Below are 25154 nucleotides of genomic sequence, written 5' to 3' on the forward strand. Positions count from 1 at the left end.
ATTTATCAGACTTTTTAAGATTAAATATCCAAACGCTTAGTTTGCCATTTACGTGAATACCAACGCCATGCATTAGTTAAGCCGCGTAGCCACTCATCACACAGAAAACCAATCCAAATACCAATTAAGCCCATCTCCATTTTAATACCAAGGAAATAGCCGACTGGAATTGCCACACCCCACATAAAGCAAACCGCGGTAATTAGCGGAAATTTTGCATCGCCAGCGGCACGTAGGGCATTAACCATTACAATATTAAATGTACGACCTGGCTCTAAAAATACCGACAAAATAAATAGCGGTAATAGTTGGTCGATAATACGCTGATCGTCAGTAATTGAATAAAGGATCGGGTCACGCATAAACCAATAGATAATCACGACGACTATCGTGAAAATAACCCCCATTTTAAGACTTTTAACACCGCGAATATAAGCATCATCAAAGCGTTTAGCACCGACTAAATGCCCTACAAGTATTTCGTTACCAATACTAATAGCGATGCCGAATAGCATTAAAAAGAGTGACAACTGGAAATAGAGCGTTTGGGCCGCTAACGGAACTTCCCCCATTAACCCGATAAATGCTGATGCTGTCATATAGTGTAAAATCCACACCAGATTTTCACCCGCAGCAGGTAAACCGATATGTAGGATTTTTGCTAACATATTTTTAGACCAAATAACTAATAGCCTAATTTCAAATTTAATACGCAAGCCATAGAACAGTAATCCACAAAGTAAGATAACGGCGATAATACGACCAACAACCGTTGACCAAGCAACACCCACTAAGCCATATTGCGGTAATCCAAAGAAGCCGTATAGCACAATCATATTACCGATTACGGTAACAATATTGGCAATCAACGTGACATACATAGCTGCTTTTGATTTACCGTAAACACGTAAACATGCCGCTAAAATGATTGAAATAGCCTCTGGAATAAGGCAAATACCAAGAATATGCAGGTAATTGTAACCATCTTGCACTAAATGCTCTGGCGTATTCATAACATTAAGAATACGGTAGCCAAAAAACAGGATCACAGCAGCACTAATAAAACCAAGTAAGAAGTTAAATGCGATAGAAATATGAATTGCTTGGCTGGCTTTTTCTCGCTTTCCAGCGCCTAGGTATTGGGCAATAACGACGCTACACCCGACACTAATAAAGTTAAATATAGTGATAAAAAGGTCAAAAACTTGGTTACCCACGCCCATTGCAGCTAAATAAGCTGTAGAAACATGGCTTATCATGTAAGTATTGATTAATAGCGTGGCGAGATGAAGAAAAATATCAATAAATATCGGCCAGCTAAGAGAATAAAGCGAACGATCCGCTACATCAGACTGATGCATTGAAAACCTTCTTAAAAAAACAGAGTGAAAAAGTGTTGTAAATATAATCAGCGGGAAGAGTGGGGATTCTACATGGTTTATTTATAGGGGAATAGCGTAATTAATTAATATCTGGCAAAAAAAATTATTATATGGTTTATTCGTTGGATCTTAATCACTATTCTTATTAAGAGATGATTAATATCTAGCACAGGGGAAGAAATGAATACGAAAATAAAAGTTGCTATTGTTGGTTATGGCAATATTGGCCAATTTGCTTTAGAAGCAGTAAAAGCGGCACAAGATTTTGAATTAGTAGGTGTGGTTCGTCGTGATTGCACAAATATTCCAGAAGAACTGCAAAATATTACTGTTACCAATGATATAAAAACGTTAGGACAGGTTGATGTTGCACTGCTTTGTTCACCAACACGGGCAATTAAAGAATTAGCAAAATCTATTTTAGCATTAGGTATTAATACGGTAGATAGTTTTGATGTTCATAGCGAAATCGTTGCATTAAAAACAGAGCTTGATAGCGTAGCTAAAAAACACGACCGTGTTGCTGTTATTTCAGCAGGGTGGGATCCGGGTTCTGATTCTATTATTCGCACATTAATGTTAGCTATGGCACCAAAAGGAATTACTTATACTAACTTTGGCCCAGGAATGAGTATGGGTCATAGTGTTGCAGCTAAAACAATTGAAGGTGTAAAAGATGCGCTTTCTATGACAATTCCATTAGGTACGGGTGTTCACCGCCGTATGGTTTATGTTGAATTAAAAGCAGGTGCTGATTTTAATGCTGTAGAAAAGGCTATTAAGGCAGATAGTTATTTCTCTTCAGATGAAACACATATTAAACAAGTCGATAGTGTTGATAGCTTAAAAGATATTGGTCATGGTGTACAAATGACGCATAAAGGTGTTTCAGGCAAGACACATAATCAGTTATTTGAATATTCAATGAGAATTAACAATCCGGCATTAACATCTCAATTTATGGTTTCAGCAGCAAGAGCGAGTATGAAGCAGCAAGCAGGTGCTTATACCGTTATTGAAATTCCACCAGTAAACTTTTTAGCGGGTGATTTAAATACATTAATAGCTAAATTAGTGTAATTTAATTAAGGATCTCTGCATAAAATATTGCCCACATTACAGTGGGCAATATAGATTAACGCTTAGGCAAACTTGATGATTTAGGATTAGCGTTTAATACTTTTAAATTCTTTCGTTGTTGCGGTTAATGCCACTTCGGTTGGTAAACGTTCCATTGAACTTGCACCATAGAAACCATGGCAATCTGGGCAGTTATCAAGAATATATTGAGCATCTTCTGGCGTTGCAATAGGGCCGCCATGACAAAGCACAATCACATCAGCACGTACTGCTTTCGCGGCTTTTGCCCAATCATTAATTAAGGGTACGCAATCGGCTAAGGTTAATGCCGTTTCAGCCCCAATATTACCACCCGTGGTTAATCCCATATGCGGAACGATAATATCAGCACCAGCTTGTGCCATAGCAATGGCATCTTCACGACTAAACACATAAGGTGTTGTTAGTAAGTCTTTTTCGTGAGCTTTACGGATCATCTCTACTTCAAGTCCGTAACCCATGCCAGTTTCTTCTAAGTTAGCGCGAAAATTACCGTCGATTAATCCCACCGTTGGAAAGTTTTGCACACCCGCAAAGCCTGTTGCTTTAACATCATCTAAAAATTTATCAAAATTACAGAATGGATCTGTGCCATTAACACCCGCAAGTACAGGGGTGTGTTTCACGACAGGCAAGACCTCTTTTGCCATATCCATAACGATTTCATTGGCATTACCATAGGCAAGTAAACCGGCTAAAGAGCCACGGCCAGCCATGCGATAACGACCTGAGTTGTAAATCACAATAAGATCAATGCCACCGGCTTCTTCGCATTTAGCTGAAAGCCCGGTACCTGCGCCACCACCAATTATAGGTTCATGGCGAGCAATCATTTCATTGAATTTTTTTAGTAACGCTTCACGTGAATGAGTCATTCTTCTTCTCCGTGGTTAACAAATAAGTTCCTGGTGTAAATCATAAATTTGCTGACTAAATTCAGCTGAGTTTATGTGATAAGGACTGATGACCAATTTACGGGTCTCTGTCTCTTTAAATGTTGTTATAAATGCATCAAAAAATGCTTGATTAGCAGCAGGGTTCCAGAAAGGTCCCCCTTCAATATCCAGAGCTGAAAAACCGCCCTGTGGTAATACAAACCGCAATGGTCCTTCACACTGATTTAATTTTTCAGCGATCCAAATACCCAACTGGTGGTTTTCCTCTGGTGTTGTACGCATTAAAGTGACTTGCGCATTATGATGATAAAACTGACGCCCTTTATATTTCTCAGGTACGCTAGATGGGCGACCAAAATTCACCATATCTAAAGCACCACAAGAACCTATATAAGGGGTTTTAGCGCGGGCGATAGCGCCAAAACGGTCTTCATCACAAGCAAGTACACCGTCAAACAAATAATCACAGACTTCTGTTGTTGTAAGGTCGAGCACACTATGAAGTAAGTGACTGTCTGCCAGTTTTTCCATCGCTTTTCCGCCACTTCCTGTTGCGTGAAAAACAAGGCAGTCATAATTATTTTCAAGTTTTTTAGTCAGTTGTTGCACGCAAGGTGTTGTTACCCCAAACATGGTTAACGCTACCGCTGGTCTATCAACAACTTGTTCTTCTTGGTAAAAATAAACAGCGCCAGCTATTTGATTAGCCGCATTTCTTAAAACTTTACGAGAAATGCGGTTTAAGCCGGATACATCAGTTACGGAGTACATCATTGAGATATCACTGGCACCGATATATCCGGAAATATCACCCGAAGCCATCGTAGAGACCATCAATTTAGGTATTCCAATTGGCAAAGATTGCATTGCTGGTGTAATCAGAGCCGTTCCCCCTGAGCCGCCTAGCCCAAGAATGGCTAAGACATCATCGCAGTGGGCTAAATAGTGTTCAAAGGCGACCGACATAGCGGCAATAGCTTTTCCTCGATCACCACAAAATACAGCGTCTTTGCCCTCAGGGTGGAAGCTTGCAACTTGCGCTGCGGTGATATCGGCTTCTCTTTCTAATGCTGTGGGCTTAGTTGTCAAATCGACGGTTTTTACAGGAAGGCCTGCTTTTCTAATTAATTCACTGACATAAAAAATTTCAGCGCTTTTAGTATCAAGCGTCGTCGCAATATAAATAGAGCCAGAATACTGTTTCATTAGCCTTCCCTTACCTTTTATGATTATTGACGAATAGATTATAATCATAATGAGACTTGAGTTTCATTTATAATAGCACCGTTTTGAGACTAGTGTCTCATTATTTTTATTTTTTCTATTTTAGATATCGATTAGGTAGCGTTAATCACCTAAAGTAAACTTTAATAGTGTTATGGATTTATCATAAAATCAGTAAACCATACAAAAATATGGTAATGGCGAAGGATTTACTATGAGTTACAGTGATGAAACGGATGCAATGTCCGGTACACGAAAAAGAACCTACCATTTATTAGTTACTACAGCGTTGGGGCTTTTTGAGCAGGGAATGTTACCGACAGTATCAGAATTAGCGGCACATGCGGGTGTTTCTAGAGCAACTGCATATCGCTATTTTCCAACCCAAAGCGATTTGATTAGTGCTACGGTTGATGCCAGTTTAGCGCCTATCATTGCTTGGAAACCCGTCGCTGAAGATAATACGCAACAGCGTATACAAAAATTACTTAATCTTGCTTATCCACAAATGTTCAAACACGAAGGAGCATTACGCGGAGCGCTGCAAGTATCATTACAGCAGTGGGCAAAAGAGAGACAATCAAGTGAATACACAGAAAAACGGTTTATTCGCGGCCACCGTAAAGAGATACTTCTTAAGGTTATTGAACCATTAAAAGCTCAATATCCAGAAGAAATGTGGGATAAAGTCATTAAAGCATTTTCGCTGATTTATGGCTCAGAAGTGTTCTTAGTAATGAAAGATATCTGGAAAATGGACGATCAACAGGTCATTGACATGACTCAATGGATGGCAAAAGCTATTCTAAATCAGGCAAAGTCAGATTTTCCTACAGATAACGATTAATTATTTGAATAAATCAGTTAAAATTGTATCAATCATTTACGTTTTAGCTATTGCAGGATCGTTATGTCACACAAAACAGTAGACCAAGAGTGGCTGGTAGAACAACTAGAATACATTGCACAGGGCATTGGTAAAACATTATCGCCTTTTTGTGAAGTTGTACTTCATGATCTAACCGATAGTGAAAATACCATTATGGTTATTGAAAATAATCTATCAGGGCGAAAAGTAGGAGATAGAGCAACAGAATTAGGAATGGCGCGTATTGAGTCTTCCGACTTTCCACAAATTGTTGCAAATTATCCGAATCAATTCCCTGATGGAAGAACCGCGAAAAGTACCTCTATCGGTATTAAAGACAAACAGGGCAATTATGTTGCAGCTTTATGTTTAAATATTGATATTTCAATGATCAAAGGTTTGCAAATGGTACTTAATCAATTTGCAACCCTTGAAGAAGGTAATGACATTATTGAAACCTTTAGCTCAGTGACGGAAGATTCGCTGAAAAAACGTATTGATGAATTTTCTGCAACTTATTCAGTCACACCAAGAGCACTTAAACCACATCAACGCCGTGAATTACTGCTTTGCTTACAAGATGAAGGTTACCTTTCATTACGTAAAGCAATGGAGATAACTGCACAATACCTAGGGGTTTCAAGGGCAACTGTTTATAACGATTTAAAAGAATAAAAGATAGACGTCATTTAAATAGCGCTAAACTAAAAAAAAGATATCACTAGTTGATATCTTTTTTTATTTATATTTTTTATTTTCAATAATATACCGTATTTTTATTTAAAGTAATAAACCGATTATTCTTGTGCGATTTCTATAAATAAAAAATATTGGAAAGAGTAAAATAAGTGATGAATAATTTAATTAGATATCGAGGTGAGAAATGTTGAATATAAATGGATTGAGTGTTTTTGATAAAAAAATTTCGTTTTCAACTAGACGTGTTGTTTTGGATAACGATAAATTGGTTATTGCAGAAAATATAAAAAATATATCAAATACAACGACAAAGTTTAGTTTTGTGAAAAAAGCATTTAATGCAATGAAAAAATTATCAACATTATTAATGATGAGTCAAAGTGAGAGGATGGGAATAGAAAATAGAAAAGGAAATATTGTTAGGTATAAAGATGAAGTGAATATATTAAATGGCAGATATAATGAATGTTTTGAAAATGAAAATAAAAACAAAGAAGAATTAAGAAGTAAAGATAATGCATTAAAATCATTGATTGAGAATAGAGATAAGTTGAAAATAATATTGCTTAAAAATAATGTTTTTAAAGACTTTATACATGATAGGCAAGATGCTGAATTAATGGTAAATAATCCTGATAAGTTGAAAGAATTAATAAATAATAATGAAAAATTGAAAAATTCAATAGATAAGAATGAAATCCTAAAAGTGGTAATAAATAAATTTTTTAATAGCAACAGAACAGAAATAGAAGTATGTCTACAAAGAGGCATTGAATTAAAAAATAAATTAATAGTAGAAGGAAAAAAAATAGACCACTTTCTATCTCTAATAGAAAATGAGAATGTAAGTTTCAAAGATAGATATAGTTTCTTTAACTATTTAAATGAGTTAAAAAGAGCTGAATATTTTTGTCGACAATCGAGTGATATTAGTGATGAGCAACTTTCCTACGTATTTAAAAATATCTTTGAAGAAAGAATTTCAAGAGTAAAAGAAAGTGATATTAAAAAAATATATAGTGAAGTAATATACACCTATCATTATGAAACTTTTTTATTAAAAGAAAATAAGAGTACTTTAGCTAATTTTTCTTCCAATAATGAGAAAGAAAAATTCCTTTCTAAAGTTAATTTCTTAGTTTCCATCTCAGAGAGCCCTCTCGATGCATTGAATAATATTTTTGATAAAAACATACCTGATAAATTGCATGAGATAATGCACACAATACTTAATGAAGAATATCATGACTCTGGAAAAAGTATTTCTTATCGTGATACTAAGAACAGGTGGATTAAAGAGTACATGAATGAGTACTATGAGGGCGAGAAAAAAATAACAACCCAAAGCATAGGGATAAATACAGATAGTAATATAGAAGTTCAAAATAGAGATGATGATACTATAAGTGTTAATAGCAGCGGTTACAGAGGCGATGTGGATGATAATGTCTCTGATTCAATAAGTGATATAACGTCTGTTAGTACACTTAGTGAAGATTATTCCAGTATTCATAGTAGTTATTCCAGTATTCATAGTAGTTATTCCAGTATTTATAGTAGTGATTACAATGCAGATATTAGTCACAATGATTCTGAATTGAGAAAAAAAGAATACATTAGCAATACAGATGAATTAGATGAAATTTTAAAAGCCGAGTATTCTAATCTCCTAAGAAAAGATACTCCAATTATTCAAACGGCAATTAGAAATATACTGTCTAAGCTTTATGATTTAAGCAGTATAGTGACCGAAAGCTTGTCTTCGCCACAATCTGAAAAAAATGAGTTAATGATTTCATTAGAGAAAATAACAGCCATATCTAATATAACTCATAATATTCAAGAACAATTAAAGAATATTGAATCAGATTATTCAGTAGAATTAGGTGAGAGTAATAATTTTTATTCTAAAATAAAATGATCTACGGAGAATATTGCTATCACATTTAGTTCAATGGCCGATTTAATTGAGAATTCTAATAATACTAACCTTTCTTTTATAAGAGGGAAAATAGAAAATACATTAAAAAATATTTTTGGTGAGATTAATTACTCTATGCTTGTTGGAAAAAAAGAACTACTAGATAATATTATGGAATTAATGACTCGTTTTATTGGTGATTCTAATAAAAGCATAGGAGAGAATAATAAAAAAATAGTTGATAAAACAAAAAATAATAATATAACAGATAGTGATGTGATTAAATTTGATTATTCTAATAATAATTTAGAATGGGAAGATATTAGTTTGTATTTTTATCCGGATAATCTTGATAAAGAGATATTATCACCTTTAATAAAATCGATAATGAAACTTGATCAATCTTTAGAAAAAAATAAAATTGAGATGGAATTAAAAAGAACGGAACTTAACATGAAAGACTTAGGTAATGATTTGGAAGGTAGTACATTAAATGAAGATAATTTAAAAATGAATAACGATTATTATAAATTAACAACTTTAGAAAAAAATGAATAAATATTTTAAGCAGAAAACATCATAATATCTTCCTTAGGTAATATTTTTTATCACTAATCGGATAATTCTCTAACGTGCCAAATATTTCAAATCCCTGCTTTTGATAAAAAGGCAGGGCTTGAAAGCTAAAGGTATCCACTTCTGCATATTTGGCTCCTTTTTCTTTAGCAACTTTTTCTATTGTTTGCAGTAATTCTGTGCCGATTTTTTGTCCACGATAAGCACTATCAACCCACAAATAACGAATACGCAACCAATTGCCTAATATATCACCACTAATTCCACCGATCTTTTTACCGTTTTCCTCTTTAAATACAGCTAGAGGAGTATATTGATCAAAACTAATAAATTGAAGATTATGGGTAAGTAATCCTTCATAAATTTCATTTATTTCATTCGCTGTTGGGCTAGTAGTTATTTTTAGAGGCATAATTGGCTCTTAATATTAAGAAAAAGCGATACTTTCATTATAACTATTTAGTTATTAATTGAACTTACTAATGCTAGGATGAGAAACAATAAATAAAAAAATTGGATAACACAACAATGTCGTTCTTAAAAACTATACCGGGTATTCTTTTTTGCTCATTAATTGGCGCTGGGCTCACGTTTTTAGGCTTACCTATGGCGCTGATGTTTGGGCCTATTATTGTGGTTATTATTGCTTTTCGGTTTGGTATTGAATTGTCAGTTCCTAAACATACACTAACCTTTATTCAGCTTACGTTAGGAACTTCTGTTGGCTTAATGTTTAATCAAGTGCATTTAGGCAGCGCAGATAATTTAATTATTTTACTGCTGACTTTAGTTATTTGTTTAGCGATTCAATTTTTTGTTAGTTATTTTTGGTTTTATCGCCATATTGGTTGGACAAAAGAAGAAGCAATGCTTGGTGCTGTGCCAGGGGCAATGGCAGCTATTCTTGCATTAACCGATCACACTAAAACACCACCACAAAAAATTGTTATTTCTCACACTATCCGTTTAATGGTGCTAATTATTATGGCCGGGATAATAGTGGGGGGTGACAAAGCTAATATGCCGGAATTTGCTCTTCCTCAAATGACGATGCTTTCTTTTACTTGGCTTTTATTGATTGTTGCAGTTGGTTTGTTTTCTGGATTATTGCTACAGAAAATCCGATTTCCAGCTCCATTTATGCTGACTTCTTTAGGCAGTGCGGTTTTAATTCAATCTTTTGTCAGTGAGCCTATTGCGTTTCCTATGCTACTTAATGAATTGAGCATGGTATTAATTGGTATGAATATCGGTGCTCATTTTGTAGTTTTTCCTCTTTCATCATTAATTAAAAATGCTTTTTCTTCTGTTCAAGTCGTGATTATTAATGTGATTTTAACAGTGATTGTCGCATTTTCTGCAGCTTATCTGACAGGTGTTCCTTGGGAAACTTTAGTTTTAGCATGGGCGCCAGGTAGTATGGAAGCGATGACATTCGCTGCAATTACGATGAATGTCGATGCGGCCTTTGTTATGTCTAATCATATTTTTAGAATGTTGATTATTCAAAGTATTCCTTCAGTTGCACTTTTTTGGAATGAGCGTAAGCAAAAGAAGTCGAATATTAATAAAGAGTAAAACTGGTCGCAATTAGGATATTTAAATGTTGGGGATTTATACGTAATTACGTAAGATTATCGCAAAGTGCAGTGACAAAATTTATGATAACCTCTATTAACATATTAAGTTATAAGAGGTTATCTTTAAGCAATTTTATTTTAAAATTACCGATTAATAGTCTAATAAACTCAGTGACTTATTGGCGAGTAATTGGCATTTCTTATTATGTGGCACTTCTATTCCTTTCAAATCACGATAACTATCTTCATTTAATTGGCTCATTGGTAAAGAAGAATAGTTGGTGACATCCCATTGCTGAGAGCGAGAGAAGATAAAAATGGCTCTTTCTATTTTTTGCTTTGATACCTGCTCATAACCACAATCTTTGTTTAAAAAGAGGTAGATCGCTGTTAAATCAGCCAAGTCTTCTGCTTGTGTATAAGTTAACGCGGTTGCACTCGAAGAAAAAAGTGTGGCGAAAGAGAGTGTAACGCTGCAGAGCAAGGCGAACATTTTCTTCATTGGTTACGACATTCCTCAGTGTGATGATTTCGTAAGTTTTGTTATTTGACTTAATTAAGTTAAAAGTTTTGCAAAGACCTTCTGTTTTGTCTGGTTTTAAATTGACCTTCCAGTAAGGGGAAACTTTAGCATCTGTAATTAGTTTACAGAACTGCTTTATTGATTTTATTACGACAAAAACAGAGTAGCTTGTTTTAATTCAAAGGAATACATCATGCAACGTCGCGAATTTTTAAAATTAGGCGCCACATTAAGTGCAGTAACACTATTACCAAGCTGGAGTCGTCTTGCATTCGCCCAAAGTAACACGCCTTCATTGGCTATTCCACCTCAAATTAGTCCCGATGCACAACAAAAGATTGTTCTGAATATTCAACAAGGTATTTCACAGTTTATTCCCTCAGCAAGCACCACAACGTGGGGATATAACGGTAATTTACTTGGTCCTGCATTAAAACTTAAGCGCGGCCAGCCTGTCACAATTGACATTCATAACCAATTACCTGAAACCACAACGGTTCACTGGCATGGCTTAGAAATCAGCGGTGAGCAAGATGGTGGCCCGCAAGCGACCATCGCACCAGGGCAGTCTCGTACTGTCACTTTTACACCAAACCAAGCAGAATCGACATGTTGGTTCCACCCTCATACTCATGGAATTACAGGCCAACAAGTCGCCATGGGATTAGGTGGTTTGGTGATCATTGAAGATGATGAAACACCAAAGCATAAATTACCTAAACGCTGGGGAGTTGATGATTTACCCGTAATTTTGCAAGACAAACGTTTAAACAGCGAAGGGCAAATTGATTATCAGCTTGATGTAATGAGTGCTGCCATTGGTTGGTTTGGCGATATGATGCTAACTAATGGCGCTATTCAGCCACAACATATTGTACCAAAAGGTTGGGTAAGATTACGTTTCTTAAATGGTTGTAATGCGCGTAGCCTAAATTTAGCCACCAGTGATGGCCGACCGATGTATGTTATCGCCAGTGATGGTGGATTATTGGCAGAACCAGTAAAAGTGACTGAATTACCTATTTTGATGGGCGAGCGCTTTGAAGTATTAGTGGATACTTCGGATGGACGTGATTTTGATATTGTCACTTTACCCGTGCGTCAAATGGGAATGGTATTAGCGCCATTTGATAACGTATTGCCGGTGTTACGTTTATTGCCTTCAGCAGAAAAAGCACAAGGTGTATTGCCTGATAAGCTCGCGCTTATACCCGCATTGCCTTCATTAAGTAACCTAGCAACTCGTCCATTACATTTACGTATGGATATGCGATTAGATATGCAAGGAATGATGGCATTAACAGAGCGTTACGGTGATAAGGCATTAGCTGGGCTGCATCATGGAATGAGTCATATGCGTCAAGGTAATGGAAATGGCATGATGGGCGGCGGCATGATGAAGGGTTGTGGTCATTCTAATGGTGATTTTGATCTTCACAATGCAAACAGTATTAATGGCATTCCTTTTTCCATGACAGAACCTGCTTTTGATGTAAAACAAGGTGTTTACGAGCGTTGGGTTGTTTCAGGGCGTGGTGATATGATGTTACATCCTTTCCATGTTCATGGTACGCAATTTCGTATTTTAACTGAAAATGGTAGAGCCCCAGAAAAACATCGACAAGGTTGGAAAGATATTGTGAAAGTAGAGGGGCAAATTAGCGAAATATTAGTGAAGTTTGACCATTTAGCGACACAAGCACATCCATTTATGGCGCACTGTCATTTATTAGAACATGAAGATACTGGCATGATGTTAGGTTTTACTGTAAGTAAGTAGTATTTCACTGTAATAGCCTGCAATATCAGCAAGATAAATTAAATAAGGGCATAAGATTGATATTTTATGCCCTTATTTTCATCAAATCAGATCGTCGCATGATGAAGGAAGTTCTGGTACAATCGGTTGCTTTCCACGTTAACCCAATCGAAATAAATCATGAAACATATTGTTGATGTCATGATCTCTGAAGAAGAGATCAAACAGCGTATTGCTGAATTAGGTCGTGAAATCACCGAACATTACACTCCTCGTCAAGAGAAACATGATCTGGTCTTAATCGGTTTACTTAAAGGTTCTTTTATTTTTATGGCCGATTTATGCCGTGAAATTGAAACACCTCATGAAGTCGATTTTATGACAGTTTCAAGTTACGGTAATGGTATGACGTCAACGCGTGACGTTAAAATCATTAAAGATCTTGATGAAGATATTCGTGGTAAAGATGTTCTGATTGTTGAAGATATTATTGACTCAGGTAATACCTTAAATCGTGTTAGTGAGATCTTAAGCCTACGTGAGCCGGCTTCTATTTCTATTTGCACTTTACTGGATAAACCTTCTCGTCGTGAAGTTGATGTGCCAGTTGAGTGGATTGGCTATTCTATAGAAGATAAGTTTGTTATCGGTTATGGCATCGATTATGCGCAACGTTATCGTCATCTGCCTTATATTGGCCATGTAACTTTACTAGATGAATAATTTTATTTAGCGCCATAAGTACCGACTTATTAGACTAAACAAGGATCCGCATAAGCGGATTTTTGTTTGATATCGATTTGAAAATTATATTATTTGATAAATAGAGATACAGATAAATTAAAGCGAGATGCCAGCTTTTGGATGTGCTCTGGTGTTAATTACGCTCACCATTTTAAATACGACTAATATAAGAACGGGAGTCTAACTCATTTTGAAAATCTGTTGTATTAAGATTGTATTGATCTATTAACGTACGCAAAACGGCAATAGCATCATCACATTTATTGATTTTTTCGTTGAAAATGTTGAATTTGGGTGCGTTGTTTTTATATTCATCAATTTTAGTACAAAGCATATCAATTAAAGGATTATCAGGGTCGTGTTCAACCAAATATTCAACCAGTTTGATACTATCTTCATAGTCTTTACGAAAATGGCTACCACCAAGAATAGGAACTATATTCACTAGGCTATTTGCAGCCTTAATAGCATCAATAATTATCATTCTTTTGTTCTTCGATAGTAGTCCGTAAGTTTATTGTATTCCCACCAATATCAATGACCCACCATTTTTCTCTAGATTTCATCCTATCTAAGCTTGGGAATACTTTTTTTAACTCTGTTGGCGTTGGATAGGTATCGCATTTTAATGTTCTATAAGTATCAGCAAGTGCTTGCGCATAATTTTGGCAACAATGGTGGGATTATTTTATGTAAAAGAAAGAAGGAGGATGAAAATTAAGTGAGAAGACCCAAAGCTAAATATCAGCTTTTAGGGCCTTAATTATAATTTTGATATTTTAAGATTAACGTGGATGGCTTAACTTAGCCATTGATTGGCGATAAGAGAGCTCTAGTTTTTCGCGGCTGTCTGAAGTCACATCTAAATCGTGTAATTCACCATTATTTAAACCATAAACCCAACCGTGGATCATCACTTTTTGCCCACGCTTCCATGCTGCTTGCATGATAGTTGAGTGACCAAGATTATAAACTTGTTCAATTACATTTAGCTCACAGAGTAGATTGAGTCTATCTTGCGGTGCTAGTTCGCCTAACATTGAGCTATGCTTATACCAAATATCACGAATATGAAGTAACCAGTTATTGATTAGACCAAGTTCAGTGCCTTCAATTGCTGCCTCAATACCGCCGCAGCCATAGTGACCACAAACAATAATGTGTTCAACTTGCAGCACATCAACTGCATATTGGATCACAGAAAGACAGTTTAAATCTGTATGAATAACGAGGTTGGCAACATTACGGTGAACAAATAAATCACCAGGGGCTGCGTTAATTAATTTTTCAGCGGGAACTCGGCTGTCAGAGCAACCTATCCATAAAAAGTGTGGTTTTTGGCCTTTACAGAGATCTTTAAAAAACTGAGGATTTTCTTCAGTAACAGATTCTGACCATTGCTTGTTATTAGATAACAGCTCTTCAATTTTTCTCATCATGTCGTATGACTGCCTGTAAATTCGGTTTCCAACCATTTGCGCTGACACAGTACGCCAACACGAAATAGCTTTGGTATTATTATTGGATGCGAAAGATCCGTTAAGAAAGGGTATTTTTATACCATTACTTGTGAATTAATCAGAGGGCTTTTTTAGCGCCTAATGACAGATAACTACCTATGTTTTATTCCTTTAAAATAAGATAGATCTTTTTATAGCATTTGTTTAATGAATTTATCAATACATTATTTGATGTAAATCAAATGCGCTAAAAGATAACTGTTTGTTAATATTGTTATTCTATGTTTTTCATAAGTATTTTATGTGTTTTTTTATAAAAAAATCTTATGTGTTTAATTATCTTTTTGATTATTAATCAATAAAGTCTGTTTTAAAATAATTTAATCAAAGAGTAGGTGACGATAATAAAGATTAAAATAATATCTTTCAGTAAGATTGAGCAATAAAGGCAACAAATTTATTGATATCAAATAAATTAAATGGTAACAAAGTGAAACTATTTGTTCTTATGTTAGGAATAATAGCAAGAAATAGATGTAAAATAGCACGATTAGGTCTATCTTCTTTGGGTTTAACGACCTTGTTTTACAAGTGAATTGTTAATATTTGTTTATTTATTCATTTGTGTCATAAGTCGTAAAACAGTTTATTTGGTACTGATTTTTCTCTAGAATAACTTATTCCATTTTGATCCTATTGAACTAAGCAACTTTTCTAAGTTAATCGATTTTTGTCGTGCTTAGTTGAATAGCTATTTTCTGATTTCAGCTCAGTAAATGCTGAATAATGCAGTTGATAAAAGGTAATTTCCACTTATGACTTATGCATTGGAGTTAGCCGAATTAACGAAAACTTACCACAATGGTGTAAAAGCGTTAAAAGGTATTAATCTTACTGTTGAAGCGGGTGATTTTTACGCACTGTTGGGCCCTAATGGTGCGGGTAAATCAACCACAATTGGTATCATCAGCTCACTCGTTAATAAAAGTAGCGGTAAGGTAAAAGTATTTGGTTACGATACGGATACCGATATGGTAAATGCTAAACGCCAACTCGGATTAGTGCCACAAGAATTCAATTTCAATCCTTTTGAAACCGTTTTGCAAATTGTAATAAACCAAGCGGGTTATTACGGTGTGCCGCGTAAGCTTGCTTTAGAACGTGCCGAAATTTATTTAACCCAACTTGATTTATGGGAGAAAAAAGACGACCGAGCACGTTTTTTATCTGGGGGGATGAAGCGCCGCTTAATGATTGCTCGTGCGCTTATGCATCAACCTAAATTGCTTATTCTCGATGAACCAACAGCTGGTGTTGATATTGAATTGCGTCGTTCTATGTGGACGTTTTTAAAACAGCTTAATGCTGAAGGTACTACGATTATTTTAACCACTCACTATCTTGAAGAAGCAGAAATGCTCTGTCGGAATATTGGTATTATTCAACGTGGTGAGCTGGTTGAAAATACCAGCATGAAAAATTTATTAGGTAAATTAGAGTCTGAAACCTTTATTTTAGACTTGGCACCTAAAAGCCCACTACCTGAATTACAGAACTATCAATATCGTTTAATGGATACTTCAACTTTAGAAGTTGATGTAAAAAGAGAACAGGGATTAAGCAGTGTTTTTGCTCAATTAAATGCGCAAGGTATTCAAGTATTAAGTATGCGAAATAAAGCTAATCGTCTTGAAGAGTTATTTGTGCATTTAGTGAATGAAGATCATACACAAGAAGGAGAGAGGGAATGATTCAGCTTTATTGGGTAGCCCTCAAAACTATTTGGATAAAAGAAGTGACTCGTTTTGGTCGTATTTGGGTGCAAACATTAATTCCACCTGTTATTACGATGTCACTTTATTTCGTTATTTTCGGCAATTTAATTGGTAAACGAATTGGCGATATGGGGGGAGTGGATTATATGCAGTTTATTGTTCCTGGCCTGATTATGATGGCAGTAATAACAAACTCATATGCTAATGTCTCTTCTTCATTTTTTGGCGCTAAATTCCAGCGTAGTATTGAGGAATTATTAGTATCACCAGTCCCTACTCATGTTGTTATTGCTGGATTTGTTGGTGGCGGTGTTGCTCGTGGTGTTTGTGTCGGAATATTAGTTACTTTAATTTCACTCTTTTTTGTCCCATTAGAAATTCATTCATGGACAATGGTGGTAGTGACATTATTAATGACCTCGATAGTGTTTTCTCTTGCGGGGCTATTAAATGCGATTTTTGCTAAAACTTTTGATGATATTAGCATCATTCCTACTTTTGTATTAACGCCGTTAACCTATTTAGGTGGGGTATTTTATTCATTAACACTGCTTCCTGAATTTTGGCAGGGCGTTTCTAAATTAAACCCAATAGTTTATATGATCAGTGGGTTCCGTTATGGTTTCCTCGGTATTACAGATGTCTCTTTAACGATCACCATTAGTGTATTGTGTTTATTTATTGCCATATTTTACGCTCTTGCTTGGTATTTAATTGAAAAAGGCCGTGGTTTAAGAAGCTAATCAAACGGTTTAATTAAATAACTTATAAAAAAGCTAAAAAATATAAAATCGATATCTTTTATTCAGATATCGATTTTTTTTTACCCTTTTTCTGTTGTTAATGTTAATTTTTCTTTAAATTTCATTTTTGCTATTAACAAAATCACTTTTGTTGTTTAGTATACTAAACACTTTGACAGGGTAAAGTAGGAAACTGAAATGACAACGGCAAGTCAAACAGAAAAGGTATCAGCACCACTTTCTCGTAATAAACTTTTGTGTATTGCAGGTATGGGCTGGACTTTTGATGCAATGGATGTGGGGTTATTAGCTTTTTTATTAACAGCGTTAAAAGAAGATTGGGGGCTAACAGCATCTCAATTAGGGTGGATTGGCAGTGTAAACTCAATAGGGATGGCTGTCGGCGCTTTTGTTTTTGGCATCATGGCTGACAGAAAAGGTAGAAAACCCGTTTTTATCTTTACGCTACTACTGTTTAGTTTGGGATGTGGCTTAACCGCAATGGCAAGTTCACTTATGATCGTGTTGATTTTGCGCTTTTTTATTGGAATGGGGCTAGGTGGAGAATTGCCCGTTGCTTCAACCTTAGTCAGTGAAAGTGTTGAAACCCATGAGCGTGGACGAATTGTGGTACTACTCGAAAGCTTTTGGGCTGTTGGATGGCTAATAGCGGCGTTAATTGCATATTTTATTATTCCTGATTATGGCTGGCGTATAGCGATGCTACTCAGTGCATTACCTGCTGTTTATGCTATTTATTTACGCGCAAAATTGCCTGAGCCTACCTCTACTTATGTATCACAAAAGAAAACACGTTTATCTATTCGCCAATCAATGGCGCTGATCTGGTCGCCTCAATATCGTCGCTCAACCTTAATGCTGTGGATTTTATGGTTTTGCGTAGTATTTTCTTATTACGGTATTTTCCTTTGGTTACCAAGTGTGGCGATGCTTAAAGGTTTTAGTTTAATTAAAAGTTTTCAATATGTATTGATCATGACACTGGCGCAATTACCGGGCTATTTTACCGCGGCGTGGTTAATTGAGCGTTATGGCCGAAAGTTCGTTTTAGTGAGTTACCTTGCAGGTACTGCGGTGAGTGCTTATTACTTTAGTTGTGCAGATTCAACGACGACATTGCTTGTTTTTGGTATGTTGCTTTCGTTTTTTAATTTAGGGGCTTGGGGCGCTTTATATGCTTATACTCCAGAGCAATATCCTGATGGAATACGAGCAACAGGCACAGGAACCGCAACCGCAATAGGGCGAATTGGTGGTATTTTAGGACCATTGCTGGTGGGATATTTAGTGCAATATCAATTTGAAATAAGTTCTATTTTCCTTATTTTTAGTATTTCGATAGTGATAGGAATATTAGCCGTGATGCTATTAGGTAAAGAGACAAAGGATCAGCCACTAAATACCATTTAATCACGTTTTTTTTGATACTAAAAAATACATAACCACCGTTGTTGTAATATCATAGTGCTTAAGAATTTTATGAGAAAAGAGGATTAAAATGTCTCATTACGATGATGTGGTTAAACAAGTTGATGAAGCTATTGCCACAACTAGTATTCAAACCATGAACGAGCTTTTAGTTGAGTTGGGTAAAGACAAGACAATTGAATTTCCACAACGCTATGAACAGCAAGAACGTTTACGCAATGCTATTTTTCATCATGGTGAAAAACAACGTTAATTGGCATTAATTAAATTGATAAAAAAAGCGTTTGCTTATAGAGGGTAAACGCTTTTTTATTTGTATTCTGTCGAGTTAACGCAAATATATTTAAAAGGTTTTTCTACCTTCAAGTGCTGCAATTCTATTTTCAATTGATGGGTGAGTCGAAAATATTGAATCTCCTTTATTAAAAATAAAGGCTGCTTTACGATAAGCACGACCTGTTGAGCCATCTTCAAAATTTTCAGTTTCATGTTGTGCTGAAATTTTCTTTAGCGCATTAATCATTGCTTGGTTATCTTGAGTTAAATCGACTGCGGCAGCATCTGCCATATATTCACGTGTACGAGATAAATAAAAATAGAGCACTTGAGTAATAATCGGTAATACCAGATTTAGAATAATCAGTATTAATCGTGCTTTACTTGCGGCATCGTTACTTTTACCACGGCTATTAGACGCAATATAAAAACGGCTACCAAAGATATTGGTTACAGTAAGAATAACGTTAGCTAATATGCCCACATAGAGGGTTAAGCGTGAGTCACCATGAATAATATGTCCAGTTTCATGAGCTAATACCGCTTGTATTTCTTGGCGGTTAAGGCGATTTAATAAACCTGTTGTAACGCCAATAATGGCATTTTTAGCAGACCAACCAGCAGCAAATGCATTAGCTTCTGATGTATCAATAATATAAAGCTTAGGAATATAACCTAATGTTGCGCTTAAACTGAGTTCTTCAACAATATTAAGTAGCTGTCGCTCTTGTGCATTATGGGTTTCATCAGGGCTAATTAAACGGGCATTCATTCCCGTTAACATGATCTTATGCCCTTTAAAATGGATGATAATCAATAAAATAATAGAGATAGCTAAAATAATAAATGAGGCAATAGGGAGTGATTGGAATGTCAGAAATGCCAGCATATTATCGACTAAATCTAATCGAGGATCTGCGCCTATCGCGGTATCGACTAATAGGCCAATAATTAACATCAGTAATAAATAAGTGGCAATAACAAAACGAGTGCGGATTGTGTTTTTACGTAGAACATTTCTGAAATCCATTTAGTGACTCCAAACAGCACTGTTAAGTGCTGTTTTTATCAATCTATTTGTAAAAAGTGGCTTACCTTAATAACAGAATTAATCAAAATTAATACGGCGGTTCTCTTCAGATTTAATAGTTGCTTCATCAAGGCGCCAGTATTCTTTGTTAATGACTAAGCTTGGGAATATTTTGACGATAAATACTGCCGGAATAGAGGCAATAAATGCACGATATTGTTCTAAGGTACGATTATAACCACGCTTAGCAAAAGAGAGTTTATTTTCAGTTGAAACAATCTCTTCTTGTAGATTTGCCATAATGGTATCTGATTTTAATTCAGGATAATTTTCCACTGCGACATTAATAGCGCCGCTAGAAACGATTTTTGATAATTCATCTTCTGCTGCTTTTGCTTCTTGGCTATTTGCACTTTGTGCCTGTGTCCGCAATTGAGTAATTCGAGTAAAAACGTCAGATTCATGGCTGAGGTATTTTTTTACGGTGGCTAATAAGCTATCAAAAACTTTTCCTCGACGATCAAGTTGTACCGAAATTTCTGTTTCACTAGAGATAACCGCTTCACGCATAGTGATAATTCGGTTGTAGTAATAAAAAATTAGACCTAATACAGCGATGGTAATAATTAATCCAGTCATGGTGAAACGCTCTCTTTTTAATAGTAAACAGGAAAATCCGTTGATCCATAAGGGCTAATTTTGCCTACTATTTAGCAATATAGCCAGACGATTATTCCACCATAAAAAGTGACAGATAAAAATAAGAGAAGTTGTCGTTTTTACTTTATCTTTTATTCTATTTTTTATTATTTATATTACGCCAATAAAAAAGCCCTGAAATAATTTCTGGCGCATAATCTATTTCACGCCCAGTGTTTAATCAAAAAGGGGAACCGGTTGCAGCTGCGTTAACGATGGGATTTATTGTAAAGAAAAGCTAATTCCGCTTGGAATAGCGCTAAAAGAGAAGCTGGCTCAATTAACGCGTTAAGTGCTGTTTATCTGATAGTGAATCGATATATTTAGGTACTTTGGTATTAATAACAAAGTACCTAAAAGGGCGATGTTTAATCTTAGGTAAAAAGTGCTTGGGCAAGAATATCACCTTCTTTTTGAATACCCGCAAGTGTGAAATAGTAACCGCCACCAAATGGTTTTATATAGCGCTCTAATGGCTCACCATTTAAGCGCTTTTGTGTATCAATAAAACCTTTTTTCAGATTATTTTGATAAGAGATAAAAATAAGTCCCATATCTAATTGCCCTGATGGTGTTAATCCTAGTGAATAGCTGTAACTACGGCGGCGTAGTTTGGCACTATAACGTTCTGGATTTCTCGGTTCTGCGCGTCTCATATGCGAATCAAATAAAACTCTGTCACCATGAGGGTCGTGTTTGAAATCTGGATCATCCATTTCGCGTTTCATACCAATTGGCGCACCTGTTGAGCGATGTCGCCCAAAATTGTTTTCTTGATCTTCCAGAGGGGTTCTATCCCAAAACTCCAAAGCAAAACGAATCAGACGAACGGCTTGATAACTTCCGCCAATACACCATTGCGGCTCTTTTTCTTTCTCTGTTATCCAAACCATATTATCCATTAATGTATTATCTGTAGCAGGGGCATTACCCGAACCATCTTTAAAGCCAAATAAATTAATTGGTGTTTGTTTTTTATCAATATCACGAGCAGGTAAAAATCCATCGATTTTCCATACGGGATGAAGCTGACCTGAAAGATATTTTAAGATATCACGAAGTGCGTAAATAACACTTTCTTGGCTATTTGCGCACAGTTGTAATAATAGATCGCCACCACACCAATTATCGTCTAATCGATCATTAGGAAAAGGTTTCATGGGGACTAAATGTTTAGGTTTTTGAGACTCAAAACCAAAGCGATTATCAAAGAAAGAATCGCCTAAAGAAACGGTAATTGTTAATTCATCAGGTTGTAATTGGGTGCCTAAAATACCTGATTCAGCGGGGGGAAGATGCGGATTTTCTATTTGCGGTAATTCCCTCGGTTGGGTGAGAAACGAGATCCGCTGCGTTAATGTAGTTAGCAGTTGTTTAACTTCTGTTGCACTAGAAACAGTCAAATTTAACGCAATAAAAGAGGCATGTTTTTGCTCTGGGGTAATAACACCAGCTTGATGCTTGCCTAAATAAGGAATAGCACGTCGATAGCTTAGATTAGATACACAATCACTATTTTGTTGTGCTTTTACACCAACACTGGCAAGCAATAAACTGCCACCTAACCATTTTAAGGTATTACGCTTATTTAGATTAATTGGCGATTGCGGTTTTAATAGTCGTTTATTTTTCATCACTTTCTTCTTTATAGTGATAGTAAACATCAATATTGAGCGTGGCGCGTAAAGTCGCAACTTGCTCTGCTAATTGTGTTATTTGAGAAAAAAGCCAACTTTTTTCAGTTTCAGGTAGTTTATTTAATGGTTGAAAGACGCCTTCATCAAGTTGGTATTTTAATAAGACAGAACCAATTTTGTCATATTGCTGTATTAATGAATGATATTCATCAGCGGGAATATGTTCAGACAAGATCGTTATAATTAAGCGTGATCCTTGTAAATTAGCATAGCTATCGGTGAGATCAGCCTGTGAGTATTGATTTTCAATGCCAGCAAGTTTATCCATTAAGATCAGTTCTAATCCATCACCCGCAGCTTGAACTAATTTAGGAATAGGAATGTCTTCTATTGCTAAACGTTTTTTAAGATCACTAATATTTTTAAGTAATGTTTTTGCTGAATTCGCTGACTTTTGTAGATCTTTTAATACAAAGAGTTGATATTCGACTAAATGAAAACCAGAAAAACGCGCATCATTTTCTTTTTCAAGAAAAAAACTTGCGCGATTATTGAGTTGGCGTTCGCTACTACCAAACAGAGCGATAATTGGTCGGATTATTTCATAATGATAGTGTGCTTGTTGATAGTTATTTTGAGCATCAATTAGCTGCTTATTTTCACTATTAATAATAAGTTTATTAAGCGCTGTTTCTGTTTTTGCTAATTGATTAACCGCTGCTTGGCGATAATTTAGAATATTGGTGCTAAATTTTTCCGGTGTTGGAATATCCCCTTTCGAAGCAATAATATTATCGCCTTCTTGCACACTACCTTGAATAATTTTCTTTGCTAAAACAGGGAGTGCAAAAAAGAATATCAATAAAAAAAGGGTATATTTTTTATAATGATGACTACTTTTCATTGCGATGGCCTCGCTTAAATAGCAGTGCAACAATAACCCAATAAATGACAAAGGTTATTATACTTAAGCCAATTGGCTGAGAGCGGTAAGCAAAGAAAGAAACTAAGAAATTACCAAAGACACTAGAATCATCAAGAATATGGCTAATATCCCACAATGGGTAAATAAAGAAATCAGGTAATTCAATATCTAATTCAACCAGTAAATTAACAGTCTCTTCTACCGCTTTTAAAAGCAATGAAACAGCAAGGAATAATAATAAAAAGCCGGTGATTGTGAAAAAATAACGCCATGAAACGACTTTTGAGGTCAGTAAAAATAGCCAAAGGGTTAATGCTGCAATAAGTAATCCAATAACAACTTCAGTAAAGAATGGAAGGGCGGTTTGTGCATTAAGTGCCATAATATGGCTAGAGAGAAATACCACAACTTCACTGCCTTCACGAGCTATCGCAATAGCAATAATTAACAAAATACCCCATGCACTTTGTTGTTGTGTTTTCTGTGCCAATTCGCTTTCAATATTGCTTTTTAATGATTTACCTTGGCCACTCATCCAATAAACCATTTGCACAATTAATATACAGGCAAGAAGTTCCATTACAATCATAAATAGCGACTGCCAAATATCTTCTAAAGAACTAAATACGCCATAGATACTTAAGGCGAGCAGGCAAGCCAACACAACACCAAAACCGACGCCTCCCCAAAGATATTTTATGCCTTGTTTTGGCGCAGGAGAACGTTTTATCCAAGAATAAATGATGCCAATCACTAATAGCGCTTCAAAGCTTTCTCGCCAAACGACAAATAGCACTTGTCCCATTTTTATTCTTCCTTCTCTTTAGCAATGATTTCACCTTGAGGGTGAGAGAGATGAAAATCATCAAAAAAGGTATAACGCCCCGGCTTTAGTGGTGCAATAACCACAACAGAACTTGCTCCTGGTGCTAAAACTTTCTCTTTGCGTAATTGCGTGCTTTCAAATTCAACTGGGCTAGTCCCGGTATTGCGAATTTTTATTCTAATGGGAGTTTTGGCGGGAACTTCTAATAATTGAGGAATGAGTTCGCCATCTCTCATTTCTAATTCAACGGTATATTTTTCTGCGGCAAACAGAGTGCTGCTGACCATTAGTAATAGCAATAATATGTACTTAGAGAGGTGTTTAATCATAAGTGTTTCACTGGAAAGAGAGATAAATAGGATAAGCTCAGGAGGTGAGCTTATCCGTCATTATTTAATTAATAGCTACCTTTACGGCCTGTTCCGCTATAAGTGAAATCCCACGAAACTTCAAAGGGTTCAAACCAAGGAGCAACCCCAGTTTCTTTATCGATATGGCGACCAAAAGCAATATCTTTATTGTATGACGGCGGATAAATTTTATAGGTAACGTTATATTTTCCGTTACCATCTAATTTAAGATTCTCGCCATAATGCGCGCCATCGTTGGCAACCATTGCCATAAATGTCCCTTGTTGTTTCTTCTCTGGCGAGTCTGTTTTGGTGACAGTGTATTCTACGGTGAGATAAGGGATCCAATCGCCTTCAGCAAATCCATTTGGATTATCTTCTGTGGCATGAATATCGGCTTCTAGATGAATATCTGCTTTATCTGCAGGCAGATGGTTCATTGCATGATGGCCTTCTTCTGTGTCCATCGTAATAGGTTGCAGATAAACGCCTTGAATTTCCATACCATTTTTAAGAATTGGCTGACCAACGGGGTACTCTAAAGCAAGTGCAGATGTTGATAAAAAAGTTAATGCGGTAAGTGGAAGAGCATAGCGATATTTCATGATTAATCCTTATAACTCGAATGATAATTGTTATTATTCTCGATAAGATTAACACATTTTCTATTACTAAGAAGAGGTAATATTTAAG

26 protein-coding genes and 1 pseudogene are annotated in these 25154 nt (G+C 35.8%); 12 read left to right on the top strand and 15 right to left on the bottom strand.

Features of this window, described 5'->3' with window-relative positions; genetic code table 11:
• Positions 1 to 20: 20 nt before the first annotated feature.
• The gene (locus M997_RS05390; protein ID WP_064719087.1) at positions 21 to 1361 is read right to left on the bottom strand and encodes an MATE family efflux transporter; all 1341 of its coding nucleotides are present in this window, start codon (positions 1359 to 1361) and stop codon (positions 21 to 23) included.
• A 201-nt stretch (positions 1362 to 1562) separates the two neighbouring features.
• Here M997_RS05390 and M997_RS05395 point away from each other — a divergent pair, with 201 nt between their 5' ends.
• Complete coding sequence (locus M997_RS05395) at positions 1563 to 2462, top strand: diaminopimelate dehydrogenase (RefSeq protein WP_064719088.1); 900 nt, start codon at positions 1563 to 1565, stop codon at positions 2460 to 2462.
• Between the two features lie 86 nt (positions 2463 to 2548).
• On the opposite strand, the gene M997_RS05400 is transcribed toward M997_RS05395, so the two are convergent.
• Together M997_RS05400 and M997_RS05405 are read right to left on the bottom strand one after the other, a co-directional pair.
• Positions 2549 to 3376, bottom strand: coding sequence for a phosphoenolpyruvate hydrolase family protein (locus tag M997_RS05400; protein WP_064719089.1), 828 nt, complete (start codon positions 3374 to 3376; stop codon positions 2549 to 2551).
• A 15-nt stretch (positions 3377 to 3391) separates the two neighbouring features.
• Positions 3392 to 4603: a Tm-1-like ATP-binding domain-containing protein gene (locus M997_RS05405; protein ID WP_064719090.1), complete on the bottom strand. Its 1212-nt coding sequence runs from the start codon at positions 4601 to 4603 to the stop codon at positions 3392 to 3394.
• Between the two features lie 232 nt (positions 4604 to 4835).
• Between M997_RS05405 and M997_RS05410 the strand changes: the two genes are divergently transcribed.
• The 4 genes from M997_RS05410 to M997_RS05425 all read left to right on the top strand — a co-directional run bounded on the left by M997_RS05410 (position 4836) and on the right by M997_RS05425 (position 8667).
• Positions 4836 to 5468 (top strand): TetR/AcrR family transcriptional regulator, encoded by a 633-nt coding sequence (locus tag M997_RS05410; protein ID WP_064719091.1) that lies wholly within the window; start codon positions 4836 to 4838, stop codon positions 5466 to 5468.
• A 63-nt stretch (positions 5469 to 5531) separates the two neighbouring features.
• Complete coding sequence (locus M997_RS05415; RefSeq protein ID WP_064719092.1) at positions 5532 to 6164, top strand: helix-turn-helix transcriptional regulator; 633 nt, start codon at positions 5532 to 5534, stop codon at positions 6162 to 6164.
• A 208-nt stretch (positions 6165 to 6372) separates the two neighbouring features.
• Positions 6373 to 8109 (top strand): hypothetical protein, encoded by a 1737-nt coding sequence (locus tag M997_RS05420; protein WP_064719093.1) that lies wholly within the window; start codon positions 6373 to 6375, stop codon positions 8107 to 8109.
• A 33-nt stretch (positions 8110 to 8142) separates the two neighbouring features.
• A complete protein-coding gene (locus M997_RS05425) occupies positions 8143 to 8667 on the top strand; it encodes a hypothetical protein (RefSeq protein ID WP_064719094.1) in 525 nt (174 codons plus the stop codon).
• 19 nt (positions 8668 to 8686) lie between these two features.
• Here the strand turns inward: M997_RS05425 and M997_RS05430 are convergent, their stop codons facing one another.
• Positions 8687 to 9097: a GNAT family N-acetyltransferase gene (locus tag M997_RS05430; protein WP_064719095.1), complete on the bottom strand. Its 411-nt coding sequence runs from the start codon at positions 9095 to 9097 to the stop codon at positions 8687 to 8689.
• 116 nt (positions 9098 to 9213) lie between these two features.
• On the opposite strand from M997_RS05430, the gene M997_RS05435 reads away from it, so the two are divergent.
• Positions 9214 to 10263, top strand: coding sequence for an AbrB family transcriptional regulator (locus M997_RS05435; RefSeq protein WP_064719096.1), 1050 nt, complete (start codon positions 9214 to 9216; stop codon positions 10261 to 10263).
• A 153-nt stretch (positions 10264 to 10416) separates the two neighbouring features.
• On the opposite strand, the gene M997_RS05440 is transcribed toward M997_RS05435, so the two are convergent.
• Complete coding sequence (locus tag M997_RS05440) at positions 10417 to 10767, bottom strand: YacC family pilotin-like protein (RefSeq protein ID WP_064719097.1); 351 nt, start codon at positions 10765 to 10767, stop codon at positions 10417 to 10419.
• Positions 10768 to 10981: 214 nt separating this feature from the next.
• On the opposite strand from M997_RS05440, the gene cueO reads away from it, so the two are divergent.
• Positions 10982 to 12568, top strand: coding sequence for a multicopper oxidase CueO (cueO, locus tag M997_RS05445; protein WP_064719098.1), 1587 nt, complete (start codon positions 10982 to 10984; stop codon positions 12566 to 12568).
• 159 nt (positions 12569 to 12727) lie between these two features.
• On the top strand, positions 12728 to 13270 hold the full coding sequence (gene hpt / locus M997_RS05450; protein ID WP_064719099.1) for a hypoxanthine phosphoribosyltransferase: 543 nt from the start codon (positions 12728 to 12730) through the stop codon (positions 13268 to 13270).
• A 172-nt stretch (positions 13271 to 13442) separates the two neighbouring features.
• Here the strand turns inward: hpt and M997_RS05455 are convergent, their stop codons facing one another.
• The 3 genes and pseudogenes from M997_RS05455 to can all read right to left on the bottom strand — a co-directional run bounded on the left by M997_RS05455 (position 13443) and on the right by can (position 14730).
• Positions 13443 to 13775, bottom strand: a complete 333-nt coding sequence (locus M997_RS05455) for a transcriptional regulator (protein WP_338066115.1) — start codon at positions 13773 to 13775, stop codon at positions 13443 to 13445.
• Positions 13762 to 13890 (bottom strand): annotated as a pseudogene (locus M997_RS17920) (type II toxin-antitoxin system HigB family toxin); the annotation flags it as partial. The gene M997_RS05455 and the pseudogene M997_RS17920, both read right to left, overlap by 14 nt.
• 186 nt (positions 13891 to 14076) lie before the next feature.
• The gene (gene can, locus M997_RS05460) at positions 14077 to 14730 is read right to left on the bottom strand and encodes a carbonate dehydratase (protein WP_064719100.1); all 654 of its coding nucleotides are present in this window, start codon (positions 14728 to 14730) and stop codon (positions 14077 to 14079) included.
• Positions 14731 to 15566: 836 nt separating this feature from the next.
• Between can and M997_RS05465 the strand changes: the two genes are divergently transcribed.
• The 4 genes from M997_RS05465 (at position 15567) to M997_RS05480 (ending at position 18971) form a co-directional block, all read left to right on the top strand.
• Positions 15567 to 16502 (top strand): ABC transporter ATP-binding protein, encoded by a 936-nt coding sequence (locus M997_RS05465; RefSeq protein ID WP_064719101.1) that lies wholly within the window; start codon positions 15567 to 15569, stop codon positions 16500 to 16502.
• Positions 16499 to 17269, top strand: a complete 771-nt coding sequence (locus M997_RS05470; RefSeq protein WP_064719102.1) for an ABC transporter permease — start codon at positions 16499 to 16501, stop codon at positions 17267 to 17269. The genes M997_RS05465 and M997_RS05470 overlap by 4 nt, the downstream gene beginning before the upstream one ends.
• A gap of 198 nt (positions 17270 to 17467) precedes the next feature.
• The gene (locus tag M997_RS05475) at positions 17468 to 18700 is read left to right on the top strand and encodes an MFS transporter (RefSeq protein ID WP_064719103.1); all 1233 of its coding nucleotides are present in this window, start codon (positions 17468 to 17470) and stop codon (positions 18698 to 18700) included.
• An 88-nt stretch (positions 18701 to 18788) separates the two neighbouring features.
• Entirely contained in the window at positions 18789 to 18971 is a 183-nt protein-coding gene (locus tag M997_RS05480; protein WP_064719104.1) for a DUF2526 family protein, read from the top strand.
• 90 nt (positions 18972 to 19061) lie between these two features.
• On the opposite strand, the gene htpX is transcribed toward M997_RS05480, so the two are convergent.
• From htpX to M997_RS05515, 7 genes are all read right to left on the bottom strand, one after another.
• Positions 19062 to 20024 (bottom strand): zinc metalloprotease HtpX, encoded by a 963-nt coding sequence (htpX, locus tag M997_RS05485; RefSeq protein WP_064719105.1) that lies wholly within the window; start codon positions 20022 to 20024, stop codon positions 19062 to 19064.
• A gap of 78 nt (positions 20025 to 20102) precedes the next feature.
• Positions 20103 to 20663 (bottom strand): LemA family protein, encoded by a 561-nt coding sequence (locus M997_RS05490; protein WP_064719106.1) that lies wholly within the window; start codon positions 20661 to 20663, stop codon positions 20103 to 20105.
• A 434-nt stretch (positions 20664 to 21097) separates the two neighbouring features.
• Complete coding sequence (gene efeB / locus M997_RS05495; RefSeq protein WP_064719107.1) at positions 21098 to 22357, bottom strand: iron uptake transporter deferrochelatase/peroxidase subunit; 1260 nt, start codon at positions 22355 to 22357, stop codon at positions 21098 to 21100.
• Positions 22347 to 23264 carry an EfeM/EfeO family lipoprotein gene (locus M997_RS05500; RefSeq protein WP_064719108.1) on the bottom strand — a complete coding sequence of 306 codons (918 nt, stop codon included), beginning with the start codon at positions 23262 to 23264 and terminating at the stop codon, positions 22347 to 22349. Before M997_RS05500 ends, efeB begins: the two co-directional genes overlap by 11 nt.
• Entirely contained in the window at positions 23254 to 24090 is an 837-nt protein-coding gene (locus tag M997_RS05505; RefSeq protein ID WP_064719109.1) for an FTR1 family iron permease, read from the bottom strand. Before M997_RS05505 ends, M997_RS05500 begins: the two co-directional genes overlap by 11 nt.
• Before the next feature lie 2 nt (positions 24091 to 24092).
• Entirely contained in the window at positions 24093 to 24440 is a 348-nt protein-coding gene (locus tag M997_RS05510) for a cupredoxin domain-containing protein (protein ID WP_064719110.1), read from the bottom strand.
• A gap of 68 nt (positions 24441 to 24508) precedes the next feature.
• Complete coding sequence (locus M997_RS05515) at positions 24509 to 25066, bottom strand: iron transporter (RefSeq protein ID WP_064719111.1); 558 nt, start codon at positions 25064 to 25066, stop codon at positions 24509 to 24511.
• Between the last annotated feature and the right edge of the window lie 88 nt (positions 25067 to 25154).

Source organism: Proteus hauseri ATCC 700826 (assembly GCF_001654965.1).
Taxonomy (GTDB): domain Bacteria; phylum Pseudomonadota; class Gammaproteobacteria; order Enterobacterales; family Enterobacteriaceae; genus Proteus; species Proteus hauseri.